Origin of the sequence: Ensifer sp. ENS08, assembly GCF_014852195.1 — a bacterium.
GTDB classification, from domain to species: domain Bacteria; phylum Pseudomonadota; class Alphaproteobacteria; order Rhizobiales; family Rhizobiaceae; genus Ensifer; species Ensifer adhaerens.
In genome coordinates this window covers 56,824-81,174 of record NZ_JACVBF010000004.1, presented here as the reverse complement: position 1 = coordinate 81,174, position 24,351 = coordinate 56,824, and the positions used below count along the sequence as shown (strand labels likewise).

General features: G+C 63.1%; 22 protein-coding genes. 8 read left to right on the top strand and 14 right to left on the bottom strand.

Translation table 11 applies throughout. The annotated features are described in order from the left end of the window. Positions 1–151: 151 nt before the first annotated feature. Positions 152–901: a F0F1 ATP synthase subunit A gene (locus IB272_RS12395; RefSeq protein WP_113135851.1), complete on the top strand. Its 750-nt coding sequence runs from the start codon at positions 152–154 to the stop codon at positions 899–901. Positions 902–941: 40 nt separating this feature from the next. Here the strand turns inward: IB272_RS12395 and IB272_RS12390 are convergent, their stop codons facing one another. Genes IB272_RS12390 through IB272_RS12375 form a run of 4 tightly spaced genes read right to left on the bottom strand, consistent with a single transcriptional unit; the run spans position 942 to position 4,484 of the window. After that, complete coding sequence (locus tag IB272_RS12390; protein ID WP_060611074.1) at positions 942–1,793, bottom strand: metal ABC transporter permease; 852 nt, start codon at positions 1,791–1,793, stop codon at positions 942–944. Next, positions 1,790–2,650, bottom strand: a complete 861-nt coding sequence (locus IB272_RS12385) for a metal ABC transporter permease (RefSeq protein WP_192444448.1) — start codon at positions 2,648–2,650, stop codon at positions 1,790–1,792. The genes IB272_RS12390 and IB272_RS12385 overlap by 4 nt, the downstream gene beginning before the upstream one ends. Next, positions 2,647–3,582, bottom strand: a complete 936-nt coding sequence (locus tag IB272_RS12380; protein ID WP_034802478.1) for a manganese/iron ABC transporter ATP-binding protein — start codon at positions 3,580–3,582, stop codon at positions 2,647–2,649. Before IB272_RS12380 ends, IB272_RS12385 begins: the two co-directional genes overlap by 4 nt. Further along, a complete protein-coding gene (locus tag IB272_RS12375) occupies positions 3,579–4,484 on the bottom strand; it encodes a metal ABC transporter substrate-binding protein (protein ID WP_034802475.1) in 906 nt (301 codons plus the stop codon). The genes IB272_RS12380 and IB272_RS12375 overlap by 4 nt, the downstream gene beginning before the upstream one ends. 121 nt (positions 4,485–4,605) lie before the next feature. Here IB272_RS12375 and IB272_RS12370 point away from each other — a divergent pair, with 121 nt between their 5' ends. Further along, complete coding sequence (locus IB272_RS12370; RefSeq protein WP_034802472.1) at positions 4,606–5,034, top strand: Fur family transcriptional regulator; 429 nt, start codon at positions 4,606–4,608, stop codon at positions 5,032–5,034. A gap of 61 nt (positions 5,035–5,095) precedes the next feature. Here the strand turns inward: IB272_RS12370 and IB272_RS12365 are convergent, their stop codons facing one another. Together IB272_RS12365 and IB272_RS12360 are read right to left on the bottom strand one after the other, a co-directional pair. Then, on the bottom strand, positions 5,096–6,007 hold the full coding sequence (locus tag IB272_RS12365) for an EamA family transporter (RefSeq protein WP_060586424.1): 912 nt from the start codon (positions 6,005–6,007) through the stop codon (positions 5,096–5,098). 158 nt (positions 6,008–6,165) lie between these two features. Further along, positions 6,166–7,650 carry a nucleobase:cation symporter-2 family protein gene (locus IB272_RS12360; RefSeq protein WP_060586422.1) on the bottom strand — a complete coding sequence of 495 codons (1,485 nt, stop codon included), beginning with the start codon at positions 7,648–7,650 and terminating at the stop codon, positions 6,166–6,168. Positions 7,651–7,986: 336 nt separating this feature from the next. On the opposite strand from IB272_RS12360, the gene IB272_RS12355 reads away from it, so the two are divergent. Continuing rightward, complete coding sequence (locus IB272_RS12355; protein WP_162733037.1) at positions 7,987–8,442, top strand: hypothetical protein; 456 nt, start codon at positions 7,987–7,989, stop codon at positions 8,440–8,442. A gap of 116 nt (positions 8,443–8,558) precedes the next feature. On the opposite strand, the gene IB272_RS12350 is transcribed toward IB272_RS12355, so the two are convergent. The 8 genes from IB272_RS12350 to IB272_RS12315 all read right to left on the bottom strand — a co-directional run bounded on the left by IB272_RS12350 (position 8,559) and on the right by IB272_RS12315 (position 17,201). Next, positions 8,559–10,280: an ABC transporter substrate-binding protein gene (locus tag IB272_RS12350; RefSeq protein WP_034802459.1), complete on the bottom strand. Its 1,722-nt coding sequence runs from the start codon at positions 10,278–10,280 to the stop codon at positions 8,559–8,561. A gap of 82 nt (positions 10,281–10,362) precedes the next feature. Then, complete coding sequence (locus tag IB272_RS12345) at positions 10,363–10,785, bottom strand: DUF2160 domain-containing protein (protein ID WP_034802456.1); 423 nt, start codon at positions 10,783–10,785, stop codon at positions 10,363–10,365. Further along, positions 10,785–11,603, bottom strand: a complete 819-nt coding sequence (locus tag IB272_RS12340) for a carbohydrate ABC transporter permease (protein WP_034802454.1) — start codon at positions 11,601–11,603, stop codon at positions 10,785–10,787. The genes IB272_RS12345 and IB272_RS12340 overlap by 1 nt, the downstream gene beginning before the upstream one ends. Positions 11,604–11,625: 22 nt before the next feature. Continuing rightward, the gene (locus tag IB272_RS12335; protein WP_034802451.1) at positions 11,626–12,492 is read right to left on the bottom strand and encodes a sugar ABC transporter permease; all 867 of its coding nucleotides are present in this window, start codon (positions 12,490–12,492) and stop codon (positions 11,626–11,628) included. Between the two features lie 2 nt (positions 12,493–12,494). Further along, complete coding sequence (locus IB272_RS12330) at positions 12,495–13,565, bottom strand: ABC transporter ATP-binding protein (RefSeq protein WP_034802449.1); 1,071 nt, start codon at positions 13,563–13,565, stop codon at positions 12,495–12,497. Between the two features lie 21 nt (positions 13,566–13,586). Next, positions 13,587–14,657, bottom strand: a complete 1,071-nt coding sequence (locus tag IB272_RS12325; RefSeq protein ID WP_060521377.1) for an ABC transporter ATP-binding protein — start codon at positions 14,655–14,657, stop codon at positions 13,587–13,589. A gap of 130 nt (positions 14,658–14,787) precedes the next feature. Next, positions 14,788–16,305, bottom strand: a complete 1,518-nt coding sequence (glpD, locus tag IB272_RS12320; RefSeq protein WP_060586417.1) for a glycerol-3-phosphate dehydrogenase — start codon at positions 16,303–16,305, stop codon at positions 14,788–14,790. A 131-nt stretch (positions 16,306–16,436) separates the two neighbouring features. Further along, entirely contained in the window at positions 16,437–17,201 is a 765-nt protein-coding gene (locus IB272_RS12315) for a DeoR/GlpR family DNA-binding transcription regulator (RefSeq protein WP_034802440.1), read from the bottom strand. A 172-nt stretch (positions 17,202–17,373) separates the two neighbouring features. Between IB272_RS12315 and IB272_RS12310 the strand changes: the two genes are divergently transcribed. From IB272_RS12310 to fdhF, 5 genes are all read left to right on the top strand, one after another. Beyond that, complete coding sequence (locus IB272_RS12310) at positions 17,374–18,141, top strand: SDR family oxidoreductase (RefSeq protein ID WP_034802437.1); 768 nt, start codon at positions 17,374–17,376, stop codon at positions 18,139–18,141. Positions 18,142–18,339: 198 nt separating this feature from the next. Next, a complete protein-coding gene (locus IB272_RS12305) occupies positions 18,340–19,236 on the top strand; it encodes a LysR family transcriptional regulator (RefSeq protein ID WP_060521374.1) in 897 nt (298 codons plus the stop codon). 176 nt (positions 19,237–19,412) lie between these two features. Continuing rightward, positions 19,413–19,892: a formate dehydrogenase subunit gamma gene (locus IB272_RS12300; protein ID WP_060586415.1), complete on the top strand. Its 480-nt coding sequence runs from the start codon at positions 19,413–19,415 to the stop codon at positions 19,890–19,892. Further along, positions 19,889–21,445 carry an NADH-quinone oxidoreductase subunit NuoF gene (locus IB272_RS12295; RefSeq protein WP_060586413.1) on the top strand — a complete coding sequence of 519 codons (1,557 nt, stop codon included), beginning with the start codon at positions 19,889–19,891 and terminating at the stop codon, positions 21,443–21,445. The genes IB272_RS12300 and IB272_RS12295 overlap by 4 nt, the downstream gene beginning before the upstream one ends. Positions 21,446–21,455: 10 nt before the next feature. After that, positions 21,456–24,335 carry a formate dehydrogenase subunit alpha gene (gene fdhF, locus IB272_RS12290; protein WP_060586411.1) on the top strand — a complete coding sequence of 960 codons (2,880 nt, stop codon included), beginning with the start codon at positions 21,456–21,458 and terminating at the stop codon, positions 24,333–24,335. The last annotated feature ends 16 nt before the right edge of the window (positions 24,336–24,351 follow it).

Sequence of the window (24,351 nt, the reverse complement as noted above, 5' to 3'; positions counted from 1 at the left end):
ATTCCTTCATCGAGCAGCCCGATTGCCCCGCCGGAAGCCATCGTTTCGTGGAACGATCTCGGCCGCCGATCGCTTTCCCAACATATTGAAGCGCGCAGGTGGCCGCCTGCGCGCGCCGCCGCCGTTTCATCACCAACGCACGAGGTTGATGATGGCCGGACCCATCGAACAATTTGAGATCAAGTCGCTCTTCCCGATCGCCGAAGTCGGCGGCCACCAGATCAGCTTTACCAACTCGGCCGCCTACATGGTGCTGACGATCGCGATCGCCAGCCTCTTCCTGATCCTGTCGACCAGGAGAGGCGGCCTCGTGCCGAACCGGGCGCAGTCGGCTGCCGAAATCCTCTATGAGTTTGCGGCAAAGACTTTGCGCGACAACGCCGGCGAAAAGGGCATGCGCTTCTTCCCGCTGGTGTTCTCGCTGTTCATGTTCATCCTGACCGCCAACCTGATCGGCATGTTTCCCTATGCCTTCACTGTAACGAGCCATATCGCCGTCACCTTCGCGCTGGCGATGCTGGTGTTCCTGACGGTCACGCTCTACGGCCTCTACCGGCACGGCCTCGGCTTTCTCAGGCTGTTCATGCCCTCAGGCGTGCCGTTGATCCTGGCACCGATCATCATCCCGATCGAGGTGGTCTCCTACCTGTCGCGCCCGGTCAGCCACTCGGTCCGTCTGTTCGCGGTCATGCTCGCCGGTCATATCACGCTCAAGGTTTTCGCCGGCTTCGTCGTGGGCTTGAGCGGTTTCGGCGCGCTTGGCATTCTGGCGGCGATCATGCCCCTGCTGATGACGGTGGCGCTGACGGGGCTGGAGCTGCTGATGGCCCTGATCCAGGCCTATATCTTCACCATGCTGACCTGCATGTATCTCAACGACGCGCTGCATCCGAGCCACTGAAATAAGGCAAAGAGGCTCCCCGCCAAGGGGAGCCTCTTTTTCATTCGGCCGCCACGCGCCGGGCTTCGTTTCGGTAGGTCCGCCAGGACGACCAGGCGAAGGCCATCAGGAACATTGCGGTCATCAGGAGCACGATGGTCGGCGCCGGCGCGCTGTCGATGAAGAAGGACAGATAGACGCCGGTGAAGGACGCCGTCATCGCGATCAGCACGGCGACGATGAGCATCATGCCCATTGTCCGGGTGATCAGGAAGGCGATGGCGCCGGGCGCGATCAGCATGGCGATGGCGAGGATCAGCCCCACCGCCTTCAGCGCACCGACAATCGTCAGCGACAGGATCGCCAGCAGCCCATAGTGCAGCCAGTTGACCGGCAGGCCGACCGCCTTGGCCTGGGCCGGGTCGAAGGCATGCAGCAGGAAATCCCGCCACTTGACCGCGAGGATGCCGGCGGCGACGAGCGCGATCGCGCCGGTCTCGACAATGTCCGGCCAGCCGATGCCGAGCATGTCGCCGAAGAGGATGTGATCGAGGTGCACGTCGCTCTGGATCTTGGTGTAGAGCACCAGGCCGAAACCGAACATGCCGGAGAAGACCACGCCCATGACGGTATCCTGCTTGATGCGGCTGTTTTCCTTGAGATAGCCGGTGAGCAGCGCGCAGGACATGCCGGCGGCAAAGGCACCGACGGCGAGCGGCAGGCCGACGATGTAGGAGATCACCACGCCGGGAAAGACGGCATGTGAGATCGCATCGCCCATCAGCGACCAGCCCTTCAGCACCAGGAAGCAGGAGAGCATCGCGGTCGGGATCGCCACCAAAACCGAGATCAAAAGCGCGTTGCGCATGAACTCGAATTCGAACACGGCAAGCATCATGTCGAGCGAGATCATCGGCCGGCCTCCACCGGTTCGGCGCCGCGCCGGCGCGCGGCCAGAAGCCCGTGCTTCGGGGCAAAGACGAAGGCCGTCAGGAAGATCAGCGTCTGCAGCACGATGATGATGCCGCCGGTGGCGCCATCGAGGAAATAGCTGAAATAGGCGCCGAAGAAGCTCGTCAGCGTGCCGATGGCGACGCTGATAAGGATCAGCCGCGGAAAACGATCCGTCAGCAAATAGGCGGTGGCGCCCGGTGTTACGACCATGGCGATGACGAGAAAGGCGCCGACGGTCTGGAGGGCCGCGACCGTGCAGGCCGAAAGCAGCGTGAAGAACAAGACCTTGAGGAAGGTCGTCGGGATGCCGATCGAGCGGGCGTGGCTCTCGTCGAAGAAGGTCACCATCAGGTCCTTCCACTTGGCCGTCAGGATGATGAGCGAGACGATGCCGATGATCGCCAGTTGCAGCGTGTCGGCGGGCGTGATCGCCAGGATGTTGCCGAGCACGATCGTCTGGATGTTCACCGAGGTCGGCGACAGCGAGACCATGAAGAGGCCGAGGCCGAAGAAGGAGGTGAAGATCAGCCCGATGATCGTGTCTTCCTTGAGCCTTGTGCGCTGATTGAGAAACAGCATGGCGCCGGCGGCAAGGGCGCCGGAGAAGAAGGCGCCGAGCAAGAAGGGCAGGCCGAGCATGTAGGCGCCGGCAACGCCGGGCACAATCGAGTGCGAGAGCGCGTCGCCGATCAGCGACCAGCCCTTAAGCATCAGATAGGAGGACAGGAAGGCGCAGACGCCGCCGACCAGTGCGCTCACCCACATGGCGTTGAGCATGTAGCCGTAGGTGAAGGGTTCGGAGAGCGTGGCGATCATTTGCCGTTCTGTTCCCCGTTGGTCTCGGGCTTTGCCGGTTGCGCCACCATGCGGTCCTTGTCGCCATACATGACGAGCGGACGCTCGTCGTCGGTGATGACGGCAAGCTGGCGGGGATCGGCGTCGTCGTGCAGGCTATCGCCGCCGAGCACGAAGTGCCGCAGCACGCCACCGAAGGCGAGCTCGAGGTTCTCGCGGGTGAAGGTCGTCTCGGTCGGGCCATAGGCGAGCACGGTGTTCTTCAGAAGCACGGTGCGGTCGCAGAATTCCGGTACGCTGCCGAGATTGTGGGTCGAGACCAGCATGACCCGGCCCTCGTCGCGAAGGCCGATCAAAAGCCGAATGATCGCGTCCTCGGTTTTGACGTCGACGCCGGTGAAGGGTTCGTCGAGCAGGATGACCTTGCCGTCCTGGGCAAGGGCGCGTGCGAGGAAGACGCGCTTCTTCTGGCCGCCGGAGAGTTCGCCGATCTGGCGCTTGCGGTAGTCGCTCATGCCGACGCGGGCAAGGGCTGCCTCGACCGCTTCGTGATCGACTTTCTTCGGGATGCGCAACATGTTCATGTGGCCGTAACGGCCCATCATGACCACATCCTCGACCAGCACCGGGAAGTTCCAGTCGACTTCTTCGGCCTGCGGCACATAGGCGACGAGGTTTTTCTTCAGCGCGTCCGGCACGGAAAGACCGAGGATCGCGATCTCGCCGCGCGACAGGCGGGCAAAGCCCATGATCGCCTTGAACAGCGTCGACTTGCCGCTGCCGTTGACGCCGACGAGCGCAGTGATCGTGCCGGTCGGGATCTCGAAGCTGGCGTCACGCAGCGCCCGCAGGCCGTTGCGGTAGGTGACGGTGGCACCCGCGACGCGGATGCCGCTTCCTTGCTCACCGGAAGAAGGTGCTGGCCCGGAGCGCGTCTTCACCTGAAGGTTCATTGTGCAAGACCCTTGGCGATGGTTTCCGATGTGACGCGCAGCAGGTCGACATAGGTCGGAACCGGGCCGTCCGCTTCGCTCAAGGAATCAACGTAGAGCACACCGCCGTATTTTGCACCGGTCTCGCGCGCCACTTGTTCTGCCGGGTCCGGCGAAATCGTGCTTTCGGAGAAGACCACAGGGATATGGTTCGCCCGGACGGCGTCGATCACCTTGCGGACCTGCTGCGGGGTACCCTGCTGGTCGGCGTTGATCGGCCAGAGATAGAGTTCCTTCATTCCGAAATCGCGGATCAGGTAGCTGAAGGCGCCTTCGCTCGAGACCAGCCAGCGCTTGTCCTCGGGGATCTTGGCGATCTCGGCGCGGATCGGTGCAATGGTCGCCTCGATCTTCTGCTTATAGGCCTCGGCATTGGCCTTGTAGGTCTCGGCATTATCAGGGTCATACTTCACGAAGGCGTCGCGGATGTTGTCGACATAGATCAACGCGGCCGATGGCGACATCCAGGCATGCGGATTGGGCTTGCCGGTATAGGGGCCCTCGGCAATGCCCATGGGGTCGATGCCGGTCGAGACGACGACACCGGGAACATCGTCGAAGTTCTGGAAGAATTTCTCGAACCAGCGCTCCAGGTTCAGGCCATTCCAGAGGATCAGCTTGGCGTCATGCGCCTTCAGGATATCGCGCGGCGTCGGCTGGTAGTTGTGGATCTCGGCGCCCGGCTTGGTGATCGATTCGACGATGGCCGCGTCGCCCGCGACGTTCTTTGCCATGTCGGCAATGACCGTAAAAGTCGTCACTGCCTTGAATTTCTCCTGCGCGTAAGCGGCGCCTGGAACGAGCGCAATGGCTGCGACGGCCGTCATTGCCGCCAGGATCGCGCGCCTCGTCTGATCGATCATTCTTTACTCCCAGATGTTGATGCTCACAGGAGTAGGGGAATGATTTGCATAAGTCAATGCAAATGAGAAGCATTCGCAACTGGCTATTTTCAAAGGCCGTGCCCTTGGCTAGTGTACGACCATGAAACAGAACAAGAATCGTGTCGAAGAACTGGAAGGCGTGTTGAGGGATGGCGGCGTGCGCGTGACGCGCCAGCGTGCCGCTATTCTGAAGATCCTCGCCACCGCCGAAGACCATCCGGATGCAAACGAACTGCATCGCCGGGCGAAGGAAATTGACGCCACCGTCTCGCTATCGACCGTCTACCGGACGTTGTCTGCGCTTGAGCAACAGGGCGTGGTGCAGCGCCATGCCTTTGAGAGTGCGACCGCTCGCTTCGAGACCGCCGACGCGCCGCATCACGATCATCTGATCGACATCGACACCGGTGCGGTGATCGAGTTCCGCTCCGACAAGATCGAGCAGCTTCAGGCGGAAATCGCCGCCGAACTCGGCTATGACCTCGTACGTCACCGGCTGGAACTCTACTGCCGCAAGCGCAAGGACTGAGGCGTCGGCAATGGCGCGCCAGACGGCGCGCGCAATCTCTTCTCTTTATCCGTAAGTGGCCTCAGCCGCGGTCGGCGATCGCGGCGACGCGTCGCCGCGCCGGAATGGTCATGGCCGCGACCCCGACGATGACGCAGCCAAGGCCGATCCAGGCGGTGTCCGACAGCCGTTCGCCGAGGAAGAGCGCGCCGATGGCAACGCCGATCGGCACGCGCAGATAGGCCTGTGCCGTGGCGCCGACCGAGCCCAGTGTCTGGATCAGCCGGAAGTAGATGGCAAAGGCAAGGGCGGTCGAGAAGACGGCGAGGCCGAGCAGTGCCAGCAGCGACTCCGTCGACGGCGCAAGCGTCCAGGGCCTGTCGACGACGAGGCTTACCGGGATCAGCAGGGCAGCACCTGCGATCAACGAGCCGGCGGCGGGCATCATCGGGTCGAGTCCCTTGAAGCCGCGACCGAAGATGGCGGCGCCCGCGTAGCAGATGGTGGCGAGCACCACGGCCAACTGTGGCAGCAACTGTTCCCCGAGGCCGCCGAAGGCCTCCATGCCGATGATCAGGCTGATGCCGGTCATGCCGGCGACGATGCCAACGAGCTTGCGGGCCGTGACCGCTTCGTGGCGGGTGATCAGCGCCGTCATCAGGAAGGCGAAGATCGGCGTCGTCGCATTGAGGATCGAGGCGATGCCGGCATCGATCGTCTGCTCGGCCCAGGCGATCAGCGTGAAGGGCACAACGCTGTTGAGGCAGGCCTGGAACAGGAAGCGCCGCCAGGTCGCCGCGTCACGCGGCAGGCTGAGACCACGCCAGCGCAGAACGGCAAGAAGAAGCGCGCCAGCAATCAGGGTGCGGGCGGCAGTCAGCGTGACCGGCGGAATGGTCTCGATGCCGATCTTGATGAAGGTGTAGGAGGCGCCCCAGAGCGTTGCGAGCGCAAGAAGCAGCAGGAGTTCGAGAGAAAGGTTGGTCTTCGCCATCGGGATCGCATCCTTGTGTCGTCATTGTTGCCATCGTTCTAGCGCGACGCTTACGGCTGATGCTTCGTTGGCGATCGAAGTATCGGGATCCTCCGAGATGTGAAAAGGCGAAACCCCGGCTTTCGTGGGAAAGCCGGGGTTCCGTGATTGCGGGTGGCTCAATGGCTGTCGGCGAGTTTGGCCGCGTTGACGCTGGCTGTGCTTTCGAAGCTGAGGCCATTGAAGAAGGCGTTGAGCACGACGGCCGAGATCGAGGCAAGCACGATGCCGGACTCGATGATCGGGTGGATCGCATGCGGCAGCCAGATCAGGAAGTTCGGCGCGATCAGCGGAATCAAGCCGAAGCCGATCGAGACGGCGACCACGAACAGGTTGTTGCGCGAAGACTTGAAATCGACGGTCGACAGGATGCGCACGCCGGTCGCAGCGACCATGCCGAACATCACAAGGCCGGCGCCGCCGAGCACGAAGGTCGGAACCGCTTCGACCAGTGCGCCCATCTTCGGGATGAGGCCGAGCGCGATCATGATGACGCCCCCCATCACGCAGACGTAGCGGCTCTTGACGCCGGTGACGCCGACAAGCCCGACATTCTGCGAGAAGCTCGTGTAGGGGAAGGTGTTGAACAGGCCGCCGATCATGGTGCCGAGGCCATCGACCCTGAGCCCCGCCGTCAACTGCTGCCGCGAGACTTCGCGATTGGTGATTTCGCCGAGTGCCAGGAACATGCCGGTCGATTCGATCATCACGACGATCATCACCAGCGACATGGTGGCGATCAGCACCGGATCGAAGATCGGCATGCCGAAGCGCAGCGGCGTGACCACGGCAAACCAGCCGGCATCGGCCACCCGGTCGAAATGCATCATGCCGAGTGCTGCGGCGACGACGCAGCCGACGACGACGCCGGTCAGCACCGCGATGTTGCTGATCAGTCCGCGGCCGAAGCGGGCGATCACGAGAATGGAGAGAAGCACGAAGCCGGCCAGCGCGATGTGGCTCGGCTCGGCGTAGAGCGGGTTCGGCACGCTGGCGCCAAGCACCAGGCCGTCCGGTACCGCCGGGCCTCCGGTGGCCGCGGCCTTCTTGAGCTCCGCCAGCCATTCCGCATGGCTCGGATCGACGATCTTGGGTGCAGTCGGACCGAAGGGATTGCCGAAGATCCAGTTCACGCCGACGCGCATCAGCGAAACGCCGATGACGAGAATGATCGTGCCGGTGACGACAGGGGGAAAGAACCTCAGAAGCCGGCCCATGACCGGCGCGAGCAGGAGCGCGACGAGGCCGGCGCCGATGATGGCGCCGAAGATCATCCGGGCACCCTCTTGCCCGGGTGTCATCGCCGCCATCGAGACCATCGGGCCGACCGAGGCGAAAGTAACGCCCATCATGACCGGAAGCCGGATGCCGATGCTGCGGCCGAGGCCAAGCGACTGGATGATGGTGACGAGGCCGCAAACGAAAAGATCGGCGGAAATCAGGAAAGCGACGTCCTGGGGGCTGAGCTGCAAGGCGCGGCCGACGATCAGGGGCACCGCGACGGCGCCGCCATACATGACAAGGACATGCTGCAACCCGAGGGTCGCAAGTCTGCCCACGGGCAGCCTCTCGTCCACCGGGTGTATGCTGGAAACGTCGCTCATGGTTCCTCCTCCCATTACATCGACCAGTCCGGCCCCCCGTCCTCCAACAGGGGAACCGCTATCTTCGGTTGTCGAGACAGAATGTCGCAAGTATCGCCGGAACGAAAACACTTTCCGGATTTCGGGGGAAATTGTCGAGGGGTGATCGGGGCGGGAAAGGTTCGGATTTGCCCGTCGAACGGCTCCGACCGGGCAGGTATTGCCGAAGAAAGCCTCAAGGCGCGCCAAAGAACAGCTTGATCCTAGCAACGATGCAACGTTGCTGCAATGCGAAGCGACGATGGTTCGTCGCGCCGGGTGCGAAGGCTCCGCCGCGGTTCGTTGGGGATCATGTCGATGAAATCTTGCAGAGTGGCCTTTTCGTCTCCCTGCCGTGCACTTTTCGTGCTGCTGATCGTTCTCTGGCCGGCGATCGCCGGGGCGAGCGGCGTCAACTTCCAGGGGCAATGGCAGCAGGTCACGTCCGGCGCCGGTGACTGCGAGAGCTGCTCGGTCGAGATCCGGCGGAACGGCCCCGTGCTGAAGGTGACGGGGAGGGATGGATGGTTCGCGGTGACCCATCTCGGGCGCGTCGGCGGCGGTTCGAGTGCCGCGGGCATCGGGCGCTGGAACGAGGACGGCGCCGGCCGCTATCGCGGCAAGCCGTTCGACATCCGCATCACGATCGTCGATGAGCATCTCCACATGGATATGAGCGTGCGGATGGATGATGGCTCGACGCAGGCGGTCAGGGCCATCTTCGACAAGCAACGATCCGAGAAATCCGGACGCTTGCGGCTTGCCCACATGTAGGCGCGAAAGGTCCTTTCACGCCTATGGGCAAAGAAATACCGGGGCCGTTGCCGACCCCGGTGCCGCATCTCCCGAGGAGATGAGGGCCGCCCGTTTTGCAGGCGGCCGTTGGTTTCTTACTTCTGCCAGCTCTTGACCAGATCGTCGTAGTTGACGGTCTGCGGCTTTTCCTTCTCGTTCTCGATCTTCAGCTGCGGAGCGAGGTTGCCCTTGGAAACGGCATCCTTGTTCCAGTACTCGAGATCGTGCTCTTCGGCGAGCTTCGGACCGATGTCGCCCTGAACGCCCGAGCGTTCGAGACGGGAGAGAACCTTCTCCTGCTCGGCGCACAGCGAGTCCATGGCTTCCTGAGCGGTCTTGGCACCCGAGGATGCATCGCCGATCGCCTGCCACCAAAGCTGAGCCAGCTTCGGATAGTCAGGAACGTTCGTGCCGGTCGGCGACCACTGCAGGCGGGCCGGCGAACGGTAGAACTCGATCAGACCGCCGAGCTTCGGAGCGCGGTCCGTGAAGCTCTTGTGGTCGAGCGTCGACTGGCGGATGAAGGTGAGGCCGACATGGCTCTTCTTCACGTCGACGGTCTTCGAGGTGACGAACTGCGCATAGAGCCAGGCGGCCTTGGCGCGGTCGTCAGGCGTGGACTTCAAAAGCGTCCAGGAACCGGCGTCCTGGTAACCGAGCTTCATGCCGTCCTTCCAGTAGACGCCATGCGGGCTCGGAGCAAAACGCCACTTCGGCGTGCCGTCCTCGTTGACGACGGGCAGGCCCGGCTTGACGAAGTCGGCGGTGAACGCCGTGTAGGTGAACATCTGCTGGGCGACTTCGCCCTGCGACGGAACCGGGCCGGATTCCGAGAAGGTCATGCCCTGCGCAGCTGCCGGTGCGTAGGCCTTCATCCAGTCGAGATACTTCTGGATGGAGTAGACAGCGGCCGGGCCGTTGGTGTCGCCACCGCGGGCAACGCAGGAGCCGACCGGGCGCGAGTTTTCGTCGACCTTGATGCCCCACTCGTCGACCGGCTTGCCGTTCGGGATGCCCTTGTCGCCGTTGCCGGCCATCGACAGCCAGGCGTCGGTGAAGCGCCAGCCGAGCGACGGGTCCTTCTTGCCGTAGTCCATGTGGCCATAGACTTTCTTGCCATCGACTTCGCGACCGGTGAAGAACTCGGCGATATCCTCATAGGCCGACCAGTTGACCGGAACGCCGAGGTCGTAGCCGTACTTCGCCTTGAAGTCCGCCTTGTTCTTCTCGTCGTTGAACCAGTCGTAGCGGAACCAGTAGAGGTTCGCGAACTGCTGGTCGGGAAGCTGGTAGAGCTTGCCGTCCGGTGCTGTCGTGAAGGACTTGCCGATGAAGTCGTCGATGTCGAGGTTCGGGTTGGTGACGTCCTTGCCTTCATTGGCCATGAAGTCGGTCAGGCTGCGGGCCTGCTGGTAGCGCCAATGGGTACCGATCAGATCCGAGTCGTTGATGTAGGCGTCATAAACGTTTTCGCCCGACTGCATCTGAGTCTGCAGCTTTTCGACGACGTCGCCTTCGCCGATCAGGTCGTGGGTGATCTTGATGCCGGTGATGTCGGAGAAGGCCTTGGCCAGGGTCTTCGATTCGTATTCATGGGTGGTGATCGTTTCGGAAACGACCTTGATTTCCATGCCGGCAAAGGGCTTCGCCGCATCGACGAACCATTGCATTTCGGCTTCCTGGCCGGCGCGGTCGAGCGAGGACATGTCGCCGATCTCGCTGTCGAGGAATTTCTTGGCTTCGTCCATGCCGGCAAAAGCGCTGCCGGTGAAAGCCAGCAGCATAGCTGCCGTCGTAGTCAAAAGATGCCGTCGCATAATTCCCTCCCTTAGGTTTGCGAATGCGGTTCTTTATCTTTCGAGGGGCCGCCCGTCTGGCGGCCCCTCAAATCGGTTCGCCTCAGACGTAGCGGAAGACGCCGACGGCATAGACCAGGGAGAGCGCGAGCGCCCACCACAGGTTCTGCCCGCCGACGAAGCCGAGCCATGCGAGGTGAATGAAGGCGCTGCCGAGCAGTGACACGAAGAGGCGATCGCCCCGTGTCGTCTCGAAGCGCAGGATGCCGACGCGCGGGTTGCCACCGGGCGAGGCATATTCCCAGACCGCCATCATCGACAGCAGCGCGAAGATGGTGAGGAAGAACATGGCCGACGGAAACGACCAGGCCATCCAGCCACCGGGGATGAGCGGCGCGAACCAGTCGCGCGCGCCGTCCTTGATGGGCAGCATGCTGAAGAGCAGCCCGGCAACGGCGGCGTAGACGACGAGAACGGCGGCAAACGGCAGTTGCCAGCGGGCGTTGCGAACGGGTTGAGCGGTCATCATACCCTCCCCAGGGCAAAGCCCTTGGCGATGTAGTTGCGAACGAAATAGATCACGAGTGCGCCCGGAATGATGGTGAGCACGCCGGCAGCGGCGAGCACGCCCCAGTCGAGACCGGAGGCGGAGACCGTGCGGGTCATGGTGGCGGCGATCGGCTTGGCGTCCGTGGTCGTCAGCGTGCGGGCAAGCAGCAGTTCGACCCAGGAGAACATGAAGCAGAAGAACGCAGCGACACCGATGCCGGAGGCGATCAGCGGCATGAAGATCTTCACGAAGAAGCGCGGGAACGAGTAACCGTCGATATAGGCGGTCTCGTCGATTTCCTTCGGCACGCCCGACATGAAGCCTTCCAGGATCCAGACCGCGAGCGGCACGTTGAACAGGCAGTGCGCAAGGGCAACCGCGATGTGCGTGTCGATCAGGCCGAAGGCCGAATAGAGCTGGAAGAAGGGCAGCGCGAAGACGGCCGGCGGCGCCATGCGGTTGGTCAAGAGCCAGAAGAACAGGTGCTTGTCGCCGAGGAAGCGGTAGCGCGAGAAGGCGTAGGCCGCCGGCAGCGCTGCCGTCACCGAGATCACCGTGTTCATCACGACGTAGATGATCGAGTTGATGTAGCCGTTGTACCAGGAGGGATCGGTGAAGATCACCTGGTAGTTCCGGAGCGTCGGATTGACCGGCCAGAGCGAGAAGGTGCTCAGGATCTCGCTCGTTTCCTTGAAGCTCATGTTGACGAGCCAATAGATCGGCAGGAGCAGGAAGACGATGTAGACCGTCGGCACCAGCCAGGAGAGGCGTTCGGTAAGTGGTTGTTTTTGCATTTTGTTTCTCCTCCCGCCTTTGTCAGCCCTGCGCGTCGCTCGTGGTCATCACGGTGTAGAAGATCCACGAGAGCAGCAGGATGATGAGGAAGTAGATGATCGATAGCGCTGCCGCCGGACCGAGGTCGAACTGGCCGATGGCCGTCTTGACGAGGTCGATGGACAGGAAGGTTGTCGAGTTGCCGGGACCGCCGCCGGTAACGACGAAGGGCTCGGTATAGATCATGAAGCTATCCATGAACCGCAGCAGGAAGGCGATCAAAAGCACGCGCTTCATCTTCGGCAGCTGGATGTAGCGGAACACCGACCAGCGCGAGGCGCCGTCGATCTTGGCCGCCTGGTAATAGGCGTCGGGGATCGAGACGAGGCCGGCATAGCAGAGCAGGACGACGAGGCTCGTCCAGTGCCAGACGTCCATGACGATCAGCGTGACCCAGGCGGCAACGGGGTTCTGCACGTAATTGTAGTTGATGCCGATCGCTTCGAGCGTGCGGCCGAGCAGGCCGATGTCGACGCGGCCGAAGACCTGCCAGATGGTGCCGACGACGTTCCACGGGATCAAGAGCGGCAGCGCCATCAGGACGAGGCAGACCGGCACGCCGAGACCCTTCTTCGGCATGTTGAGCGCGATGATGATGCCGAGCGGGATTTCGATTGCCAGGATGATCGCCGAAAAGATCAGGTTGCGGCTGAGCGCGTCCCAGAAGCGGTCCGACGTCAGCACCTGCACGTACCAGTCGGTGCCGGCCCAGAAAAACTGGTTGTTGCCGAAGGTGTCCTGGACCGAATAGTTGACGACGGTCATCAGCGGGATGACGGCCGAGAAGGCGACCAGCACGAGGACCGGCAGCACCATGAACCAGGCCTTGTTGTTCCAGGTTTTCTCCATGGTCAGGCCTCCTCGCCGACGCGCCAGGAATCGGCGTAGATGTTGATGGCTTTCGGATCGAAGGTGACGCGCGGCTCGGCGGGGATCTCGCCGTCCTCGTCGACGATGATCGAGATCGGCTGGTCGGCAAAACGGGCGCGCACGATCTTGTGGCGGCCGATATCCTCGACCTTGGTGATCGCGACCGGCATGCCTTCGCGACCGAGCGAGACGAATTCCGGGCGGATGCCGAGCTCGGTCTTGGCGCCGGCCTTGACCTTGGGCTGGAAGGTGAGGCCCAACTGCTCGCCGCCGATCGTCGCGGTGCCGCCGTCGAGCTTGACCGGCAGCACGTTCATGCCCGGCGAGCCGATGAAGTAGCCGACAAAGGTGTGGCGCGGGCGCTCGAAGAGTTCCGCCGGCGTGCCGATCTGCACGATCTGGCCGTCATACATGACGACGACCTTGTCGGCGAAGGTCAGCGCCTCGGTCTGGTCGTGGGTGACGTAGACCATGGTGAAGCCGAACTGCTTGTGCAGGCGCTTGATCTGTGAGCGCAGCACCCACTTCATTTCCGGATCGATGACCGTCAGCGGTTCGTCGAAGAGGATCGCGCTGACGTCGTTGCGCACGAGGCCGCGGCCGAGCGAGATCTTCTGCTTCTGGTCGGCGGTGAGGCCCCGAGCCGTCTTCTTCGCCCAGCCGCCAAGGCCGATCATCTCGATCGTTTCCTTGACGCGGCGGTCGACCTCGGCCTCCGGCACATGCCGGTTGCGCAAGGGGAAGGCCAGATTATCGTAAACCGTCATCGTGTCGTAGATGACCGGGAACTGGAACACCTGGGCGATGTTGCGTTCCTGGGTCGACAGATGCGTCACGTCCTTGCCGTCGAAGAGGATCTCGCCTTCGGACGGGTTGATCAGGCCAGAGATAATGTTGAGCAGCGTGGTCTTGCCGCAGCCGGAGGGCCCGAGCAGCGCATAGGCGCCGCCGTCGTTCCACTCGTGGTGCACTTCCTTCAGCGCGTAGTCGTTTTCCGACTTCGGCTTGGCGCCATAGGCGTGGCGGATATGGTTGAGATTGATGCGTGCCATGTTTTCCTCCCAGCGCCTCCTTTAGGCCGTGCCGCCGATGGCGCGTCCGTCCGGCCCGAAGGCCATGAGATGGCGGGTATCGACGAAGACCTCGAGGGTTGCGTCGGGTTCGATGTCGTGAATGCCCGGCGCCAGCATCACCCAGCGCGCATTGGCAAAACCGACGTGAATGAAGCTTTCGGAGCCGGCAATTTCGGAGATCGCCGTCTTCACCGTCAGCGCATCGCCGCCGCCCTGCGGGCGGTCAAACGACAGGTGATGCGGCTGGAAGGCGACGGTGCAGGGACCGTCGCCAATGCCAGCCAGATGTGCCGGGACGGTGAGCACAGACTTGCCGTCGAGCGTGAAGGCCGAGCCTGATTTGACCAGCTCGATGCAGTTCAGCGGCGGATCGGCGAAGGTGCGGGCGGTGATCAGGTCGACCGGGCGGCGATAGACGTCGATTGTCTTGTCGAACTGGGTGATGCGGCCCTGGCTGAGGGCTGCGGTGTTGCCGCCGAGCAGCAGCGCTTCCGAAGGCTCGGTCGTCGCATAGACGAAGATGGCGCCGGAGGCGGCGAAGATCTTCGGCAGTTCCTCGCGCAGTTCCTCGCGCAGCTTGTAGTCGAGGTTGGCGAGTGGCTCGTCGAGCAGCACCAGATCGGCGTTCTTGACGATGGCGCGGGCAAGTGCCGTGCGCTGCTGCTGGCCACCTGAGAGGTTCAAGGGCGTGCGGTCGAGATAAGGCGTCAGCTTCAGCAGATCGGCCGCCTTGCGCACCTCGCGGTCGATGGTGGCGGTGTCGGCGCCGCTGATGCGCATCGGTGAGGCGATGTTTTCGTAAACGGTCATCGCCGGATAGTTGATGAACTGCTGGTAGACCATGGCGACCGAACGCTTCTGCACCGGCAGGCCGGTGACGTCGGCGCCGTCGAAAAGGAGCGAACCGGAGGCGGGCTTGTCGAGACCGGCCATCAGCCGCATCAGCGACGTCTTGCCGGAAAGGGTCGGGCCGAGCAGAACGTTCAGCGACCCCCTCTCCAGCACCAGGTCGGTCGGGTAGATATGCGTCTCCCCGCCTACGACCTTGGATATCTTCTTCATTTCAAGCATTGAATTCTCCACCCAGCCTGTCGGCAGTCCGAGCGTTTTCCACCCTAGCGCGGAAACGCTCTATCTCATCGGTTTTCTGCATTTCCGGGCGCGCGCGCCCGTGTTGGAAATGCATTGAATGCGAGCGTTGTCAGGCGGCTGCGTTGGCCGCGCCTCGCATGTATTCCTCCAGCGCTGCCGCCTCGCCCGGCGTCAGCTTCAATCCCAGTTTCGTGCGCCGCCACAGCACGTCCTCGGCGTGCCGCGCCCATTCCTGCGTCATCAGCCACTTGACCTCGGCCTCGTAGAGATCGGCGCCGAAATGGTGGCCGAGACCGGCCTCGTTCGACGCCGAACCCAGAAGTGCTGCGGCGCGCGTGCCATAGAGGCGCACGAGGCGACGCGCATGCTGGGGCGCAAGGAAGGGATATTGCTTCCGCAGTCTTGCGACTTCGTCGGCATAACCCTGGGCGGGAAAATCGCCGCCCGGAAGCCTGGAGCCGGCGGTCCATTTCGAACCCTTGACGCCGATCGCCTCGCCGATCTTTTCCAGCGCGGATTCGCCGAGGCGGCGATAGGTCGTGAGCTTGCCGCCGAAGACGTTGAGCAGTGGTGCCGCACCCTTGTCACCCTCGACCCGCAGCACGTAGTCGCGCGTCGCTTCCTGCGCCTTGCTGGCGCCGTCGTCGTAAAGCGGGCGAACGGCCGAATAGGTCCAGACGATGTCGTCCTTTTCCACCGGCTCAAGGAAATACTCGCTTGCTGCCCGGCAGAGATAGTCGACCTCCGCGTCGCTGATGCGCACCTCGCCCGGATTACCGGTGTAGTCGCGGTCGGTGGTACCGATCAGCGTGAAGTCTTCTTCGTAAGGGATGGCGAACATGATGCGGCCATCCGGGTTCTGGAAGAAATAGGCGCGCGGATCGTCGAACTTCTTCTTCACGACGATGTGGCTGCCCTGAACGAGGCGGACATTGTGCACGTCGTTCTTGCCGAGCGCGCCCGAGAGAACCGCGTCGACCCAGGGGCCGGCGGCATTGATGAGCATGCGGGCCTTGAGCGTCTTGCGTTCGCCGGTTGCCTGGTTCTCGGTTTCGATGGTCCAGAGCCCACCGTCGCGACGTGCGGCGACGACGCGGGTACGGGCCATGATGACGGCGCCGCGGTCGGCAGCGTCGCGGGCATTCAAGACCACGAGGCGGGCGTCGTTGACCCAGCCGTCGGAATATTCGAAGGCCTTGTTGAACAGGCGCTTCAGCGGTTTGCCGGCGGGATCGCGGTTCATGTCCAGCGTCGCCGTTGCCGGCAACAGCTTGCGGCCGCCGATATGGTCGTAAAGGAAGAGGCCGAGGCGGATGAGCCAGGCCGGGCGCAGGCCGCCCTTGTGATAGGGCAGCACGAAGCGCATCGGCCAGATGACGTGCGGCGCCATCGCCCACAGCACCTCGCGCTCCATCAGCGCTTCGCGCACGAGGCGAAATTCGTAATGTTCGAGGTAGCGCAGGCCGCCGTGAATGAGCTTGGTGGAGCCGGAGGACGTGCCGGAAGCGAAATCGTTCATTTCGGCCAAGGCGACCGAGTACCCACGGCCGACCGCGTCGCGCGCGATGCCGCATCCGTTGATGCCGCCGCCGATGACGAAGACGTCGTAGATTGCCTGCTCTGACACTGCTGTTTCCCCTCCACATTTCGCGATGCACAAATTGATGCATCAGCGAAAGTGAAATCAGTTAAAACGAAAACATATCGAATGTCAAACGAATGCTCCCCGAATCTTTAGGGGTGGCTAAATCTCCCGTTTCAGGCGTCGGTTTCGATCAGGCGAACGTCCTGTTCAACACAGATTTTCCTGACGTTTTCGAGCGTACAGCGGTCGGTGATGAAGGTCTGAACCTGCGATATATGGCCGATGCGAACAGGCGCGGTTCTTTCGAATTTGGTCGAGTCGGAAACCAGAATGACATGGCGCGCATTGGCGATGATCGCCTGGGCGACTTTCACTTCGCGAAAATCGAAATCCAGCAGCGCGCCGTCATGGTCGATCGCCGAGGCGCCGATGACGGCGAAGTCGACCTTGAACTGCTTGATGAAATCGACGGCGGCCTCGCCGACGATGCCGCCGTCCGAGCCGCGCACGACGCCGCCGGTGATCACCACCTCGATCGAGGGGAAAACGCGTAAGCGATTGGCGACATTGATGTTGTTGGTGATGACCATCAGTTCCTTGTGGTCGAGCAGGGCCTCGCCCACAGCTTCGGTGGTGGTGCCGATATTGATGAACAGCGACGCGTTGTCGGGGATGAGTTCGGCGGCGGCCTTGCCGATCGCCTGTTTCTCCGGTGCCGCGATCTGGCGGCGGGCGTCGTATTTGACGTTTTCCTTGCCGCTCGGGAAGATCGCGCCGCCATGAATGCGGTTCAGGATCTTGGCGTCGCAGAGGTCGTTCAGGTCCTTTCGGATGGTTTGCGGCGTGACGGAAAAGCGCTGCGCCAGCTCCTCGACCAGTACCCGGCCCTCGCTTTTTGCCAGTTCCAGGATCTCCTCCTGCCGACCGGTCAAATACATTCCATCCTCCCCATTTTCGTTTTGTTTCATAATATGCAAAAACGAAAGCCGCGCAATTTCAGAATCGGCGTTTGCGGCGAAATCGCTTTCGCAGCGGGTCCAGGGTGTCGGCGCGCGTTGCATTCGCTACGGCGATAAGCGACCCTGCCTTAGGAGTGAAGAGGGGAAAGACATGTTTCATCCGGCCTTGTTCAAGGGCATGACCGTCGTGATCACCGGTGCCGGGCGCGGCATCGGGCTCGAGGTTGCCCGGCAGTTCCTGGATTGTGGCGCGCATGTACTCGTCCATGCCGGCCGGTCGATCGGCGACCTGCCCGATTTTCTCGAATCTGCGGCGACGGAAGGCCGGGCCTATGTGGCGACGGCGGATTTTCTCGCGCCGGATGGTGTCGAGGGGCTGGCCGACGTGGTGCGCAGCCGCTTCGAGAGCATCGATATCCTCATCAACAATGCCGGCACGATGGTCGGCCGCTTCCCGGCGGCAGAGCTGTCCGACGAGCAGTACCAGACCGTCGTCCAGCTCAACCAGACCGCGGTCGTCGAGATGACGCGGGCGATGCTGCCGCTGTTGCGCAAGGGTACGCATCCGGCGATCGTCAACACCGTCTCGATCTCTGCGGTTACCGGCGGCAGCGCCGGATCGTCGATCTATTCGGCGACGAAGGCGTTCGTTTCCACCTATTCCAAGGCCTTGGCGCGGGAACTCGCGCCCGATGGCATCCGTGTCAACTGCGTTTCGCCGGGGACGATCACCACCGAATTCCACGAGCGCTACTCATCGCCGGAGAAGCTGGAGGCGACCCGCAAGACTATTCCGCTTGGTCGGCTCGGGACGGCGGAAGACTGCGCGCCCGCCTATCTCTTCCTCGCCTCGCATGCGCTGTCGGGCTACATCACCGGGCAGGTGCTGGAGGTGAATGGCGGGCAGCTGATCGTTTGAGCGGTAGATGAAGTCGGCTACCCCTCATCCGCCTACCGGCACCTTCTCCTCGCTTGCGGGGAGAAGGAAGGCTGCGGCGCCCGCTCGCGTCCCCCACTCCATTCGGGGCCCGCATCATGAAGGGGCGACCTCGCGAAGCGCCACGTCCCGCAAGCGGGAGAGGGTGAGGGGCAGAGCCACAATAACTGAAGGCCGGACATGATCGACAAGCTGGAAATGTTCCTCGTTCTCGCCCGCGAAAGGCATTTTGGTCGCGCGGCGGAGGAGTGTGGGGTGACGCAACCGACGCTGTCGGCGGCCATCCGCCAACTTGAGGATCAGCTCGGCGTCATGCTCGTCAGCCGTGGGTCGCGCTTTCAGGGCCTAACGCCCGAGGGCCAGCGCGTACTCGAATGGGCGCGGCGCATCGTCGGCGATACCCGCACCATGCGTGAGGAGATGCGGGCGGCGCGCAAGGGTCTTTCCGGCCATATCCGGCTGGCCGCGGTGCCGACGACACTTGCCATGGTGCCGATGATCACCGCGCCATTCCAGGAAAAGCACCCTGATGTCACCTTTTCCGTGCTCTCGACGACATCGGTGCAGATCCTGGCGCTGCTCGAAAATCTCGAGATCGATGCGGGGCTCACCTATCTGGAGAACGAGCCGCTCGGCCGGGTGACGAGCGTTCCGCTCCAGGTCGAGCGCTATCACCTCGTCACCGCCGCCGGAACACCGCTTTCGGAGCGGGAAAGCGTGACGTGGAAAGAGGTTAGCGACGTTCGGCTTTGTCTATTGACGGCCGATATGCAGAACCGCCGCATCATCAACCAGCATTTTTCGGAGGCCGGTGCCGTCGCCAAACCGACGCTCGAATCGAACTCGATGATCGTGCTTTTTTCGCATGTGCGCACCGGCCGCTGGGCCAGCATCATGCCATTCAACGTCGCGAAATCATTCGGTTTTCACGAAGATATCCGGATGATCCCGATCGTCGATCCGGACGCCCGTCACACGGTCGGCCTGGTTGCGACGCATCGTGAGCCGTTTACGCCGCTGGTGTCGGCCTTGCTGCACGAAGCACGCATTCTCGGCGAGCGGAATCAGGCTCAATAGATTTTTTCTATCGATCGACGGAACAGCCTTATTGACCCATGCGGCCATAAGCGCGAAGCTTTTTGATCATGGCCGGAGACCGCCGAGGAACGGCCTTCGCCAGAAGTGAAATGTCGGCTGGGCCGGTCGTCCGTTTCGGGTGCTGCCGCCTCGCCCATGAGCCGGGAGGGCTCCCGTTGAACATCCATCAGCCGCGCGCCGATATCGCGGAAACCACGCTCGCCATCGTCGAGGAGCTGAAGCGGCTGGAAGGGCCCTTGCTGCCAATCCTGCACGAGCTGCAGGAAGAGTTCGGCTATGTGCCGCAGGAATGTCTTCCGGTGATTGCCCGCGAACTCAACCTCTCGCGCGCCGAAGTCTATGGGGTGATGAGCTTCTATCATGATTTCCGCGAGCACCCCGCCGGGCGCCACGTGCTGAAGCTCTGTCGCGCCGAAGCCTGTCAGTCGATGGGCGGCGACCAGCTGGCTGAGCGCGCGAAGCGGCTGCTCGGTATCGATTTTCACCAGACGACCCCGGATGGCGCGGTGACGCTGGAGCCGGTCTACTGTCTCGGGCTCTGTTCCTGCGCACCCTCCGCCATGCTGGACGGAGAGGTGCATGCCCGGGTCGATGCCGCCGATCTCGAAGCGCTCGTTCAGGAGGCGCGTCGATGACCGCAAAGATCTACATTCCGCGGGACGCCGCGGCCGTGGCGCTCGGCGCCGACAAGGTAGCCAAGGCCATGGCCGAGGCGATCGGCGCACGCGGCCTCGACGCCACGATCGTGCGCAACGGTTCGCGCGGCATGCATTGGCTGGAGCCGCTGATCGAGGTGGAAACGGCTGACGGCCGTGTTGCCTATGGCCCGGTCAAGGCACGTGACGTTTCCTCGCTGCTCGATGCCGCCCTGCTCGACGGCGGCGATCATGCCCTCTGTCTCGGGAAGACCGAGGAGATCCCCTTCCTGAAGCAGCAGACGCGGCTGACCTTTGCCCGCTGCGGCATCATCGATCCGCTTTCGCTCGACGATTACCAGGCCCATGGCGGACTCGCCGGTCTGCGCAATGCCATTGCCATGGCGCCGCAGGACATTGTCGCGCAGGTGACCGAAAGCGGCCTTCGCGGCCGTGGCGGCGCAGGCTTTCCGACCGGCATCAAGTGGAAGACCGTTCTCGATGCGGCGGGCGATCGGAAGTACATCGTCTGCAACGCCGACGAGGGCGATAGCGGCACCTTTGCCGACCGGATGATCATGGAAGGCGATCCCTTCGTGCTGATCGAGGGCATGGCGATCGCCGGCATCGCGACCGGCGCGACCAAGGGCTTCATTTACACCCGCTCCGAATACCCGCATGCGATCGCGGCGATGGCTGAGGCGATCGAGATCGCCCGCAAGGCCGGCGTGCTCGGCACCTCGGTGCTCGGTTCCGGTCGGGCCTTCGATATGGAAGTGCGCGAGGGCGCAGGTGCCTATGTCTGCGGCGAGGAAACGGCGCTGCTCAATAGCCTCGAAGGCAAACGCGGCATCGTGCGGGCCAAGCCGCCGCTTCCCGCGCACAAAGGCCTCTTCGACTGTCCGACCGTGATCAACAACGTGATCTCGCTCGCCTCCGTCCCCATCATCATGGACAAGGGCGCCGCCTATTACCGCGACTTCGGCATGGGCCGGTCGCGCGGCACGATCCCGATCCAGATCGCCGGCAACGTCAAGCATGCCGGTCTCTACGAAACCGCCTTCGGCCTGGCGCTCGGCGAGATCATCGATCACATCGGCGGCGGCACGGCGAGTGGCCGGCCGGTCAAGGCCGTGCAGGTCGGCGGTCCGCTCGGCGCCTACTTCCCGCGGGCGCTGTTCGACACGCCGTTCGACTACGAAGCCTTCGCCGCGCGTGACGGCCTCATCGGCCATGCCGGCATCGTTGTGTTCGACGACACCGTCGACATGCTGCACCAGGCGCGCTTTGCGATGGAATTCTGCGCGGTAGAAAGCTGCGGCAAGTGCACGCCCTGCCGCATCGGTTCGACGCGCGGTGTCGAGGTGGCCGACAGGATCGCCGCCGGCATCGAGCCGGAGAAGAACCGCGAACTGCTCGCCGATCTTTGCAACACGATGAAGTTCGGTTCGCTCTGCGCCCTTGGCGGCTTCACGCCCTATCCGGTCATGAGCGCCATGACCCATTTCCCGGATGATTTTCAGCCGGCACCGCGCGTTCAAGCGGCGGAGTGAGGAAAAGACCATGTCTCTCATTCATGAAATCGACTACGGCACTCCGGCCTCCAAGTCCGAAAAACTGGTGACGCTGACGATCGACGGACGCGAGGTCACCGTGCCCGAGGGCACTTCGATCATGCGCGCGGCGATGGATGCCGGCATAGAAGTGCCGAAGCTCTGCGCTTCCGACATGATGGATGCCTTCGGCTCCTGCCGGCTCTGTCTCGTCGAGATCAAGGGACGCGCCGGCATGCCGGCCTCCTGCACGACGCCGGTTGCAGCCGGTATCGAGGTCTCCACCCAGACGCCTCGGCTGAAGGACGTGCGCCGCGGGGTGATGGAGCTCTACATTTCCGACCACCCTCTCGACTGTCTGACCTGTGCTGCCAATGGCGATTGCGAGCTGCAGGACATGGCCGGCGCAGTCGGCCTGCGCGACGTGCGCTACGGCTATGAGGGCGAGAACCACGTCACGGCGCGCAACAATGGCGAGATCAACGCCAAGTGGATGCCGAAGGACGAGTCCAATCCCTATTTCACCTACGATCCGGCCAAATGCATCGTCTGCTCGCGCTGTGTGCGCGCCTGCGAGGAAGTGCAGGGCACCTTCGCGCTGACGATCGGCGGCCGCGGTTTCGACAGCCGCGTTTCGGCCGGGATGGCGGAAGACTTCATGTCGTCGGAATGCGTCTCCTGCGGCGCCTGCGTCCAGGCCTGCCCGACGGCGACGCTCATCGAAAAGTCGGTGATCGAGATCGGCCAGCCCGAACATTCCGAAGTGACGACCTGCGCCTATTGCGGCGTCGGCTGCTCGTTCAAGGCGGAAATGCGCGGCGAGGAACTGGTGCGTATGGTGCCGTGGAAGGATGGCCAGGCCAACCGCGGCCATTCCTGCGTCAAGGGCCGCTTCGCTTACGGCTATTCCAACCACAAGGACCGCATCCTCAACCCGATGATCCGCGAGAAGATCTCCGATCCCTGGCGCGAGGTCACCTGGGAGGAGGCTTACGCGCATGTGGCCTCCGAGTTCCGGCGGATCCAGTATCAGTACGGCCGCGATTCCGTCGGCGGCATCACCTCGTCGCGCTGCACCAATGAAGAGACCTATCTGGTGCAGAAGCTGGTGCGCGCCGGCTTCGGCAACAACAATGTCGATACCTGCGCCCGCGTCTGCCATTCGCCGACCGGCTACGGCCTCGGCCAGGCCTTCGGGACCTCGGCCGGTACGCAGAACTTCGACAGTGTCGAGTTCACCGACGTCGCCGTCATCATCGGCGCCAACCCGACCGACGGCCATCCGGTCTTCGGCTCGCGACTGAAGAAGCGGCTGCGCGAAGGCGCCCAGTTGATCGTCATCGATCCGCGCCGCACCGACATCGTGCGCTCGCCGCATGTGGAGGCCGCCTATCACCTGCCGCTCCAGCCCGGCACCAACGTCGCGATCTTGACGTCGATCGCCCATGTGATCGTCACCGAAGGCCTCGCCAACGAACAGTTCATCCGCGAGCGCTGCGACTGGTCGGAGTACGAGGATTGGGCCGCCTTCGTCGCCGAACCCTACCATAGCCCGGAGGCGACCGAAGCCTATACCGGCGTGCCGGCCGATCTCGTGCGGGGCGCGGCCAGGCTCTATGCCACCGGCGGCAACGGCGCGATCTATTACGGTCTCGGCGTCACCGAGCACAGCCAGGGATCGACGACGGTCATGGCGATCGCCAACCTCGCCATGGTCACCGGCAATATCGGCCGGCCGGGCGTCGGCGTGAACCCGTTGCGCGGCCAGAACAACGTGCAGGGTTCCTGCGACATGGGTTCGTTCCCGCACGAGCTGCCGGGCTACCGTCACATCTCCGACGATGCCACCCGCGAGACCTTCGAGAAGCTCTGGGGCGTCGAGATCTCCAACGAGCCGGGCCTGCGCATCCCCAACATGCTCGATGCCGCGGTCGACGGCACCTTCAAGGCGCTCTACATCCAGGGCGAGGACATCCTGCAGTCCGACCCGGACACCAAGCATGTGGCAGCCGGCCTCGCCGCGATGGAATGCGTCGTCGTGCACGACCTGTTCCTGAACGAAACGGCCAACTACGCGCACGTCTTCCTGCCCGGTTCGACCTTCCTCGAAAAAGACGGCACCTTCACCAATGCCGAGCGCCGCATTAACCGCGTGCGCAAGGTGATGACGCCGAAGAACGGTTATGCCGACTGGGAGGTCACGCAGAAGCTCGCCCAGGCCATGGGCCTCAACTGGAACTACCGCCATCCGTCCGAGATCATGGACGAGATCGCCGCGACGACGCCGAGCTTCGCGCTGGTTTCCTACGATTATCTCGAAAAGATGGGCTCGGTGCAGTGGCCCTGCAACGAGGCGCATCCCGAGGGTTCGCCGATCATGCATATCGACGGTTTCGTGCGTGGCAAAGGCAAGTTCATCCGCACCGAATATGTGGCGACGGATGAACGCACCGGCCCGCGCTTCCCGCTGCTTTTGACGACCGGCCGCATCCTTAGCCAGTACAATGTCGGCGCCCAGACGCGACGCACCGACAACGTCGTCTGGCATGCGGAAGACCGGCTGGAGATCCACCCGCACGACGCCGAGCAGCGCGGCATCCGTGATGGCGACTGGATCCGGCTCGCAAGCCGCGCCGGGGAGACGACCCTGCGTTCGCTGATCACCGATCGCGTCGCGCCCGGCGTCGTCTACACCACCTTCCACCACCCGACGACGCAGGCAAACGTCATCACCACCGACTTCTCCGACTGGGCCACCAACTGCCCGGAATACAAGGTGACGGCGGTGCAGGTGATGCCGTCGAACGGCCCGTCGGACTGGCAGGTCGACTATGACGAGCAGGCCCGCCAGTCGCGCCGGATTTCCGGAAAGCTGGAGGCGGCGGAGTAATGCCTTTCGCTGCGAC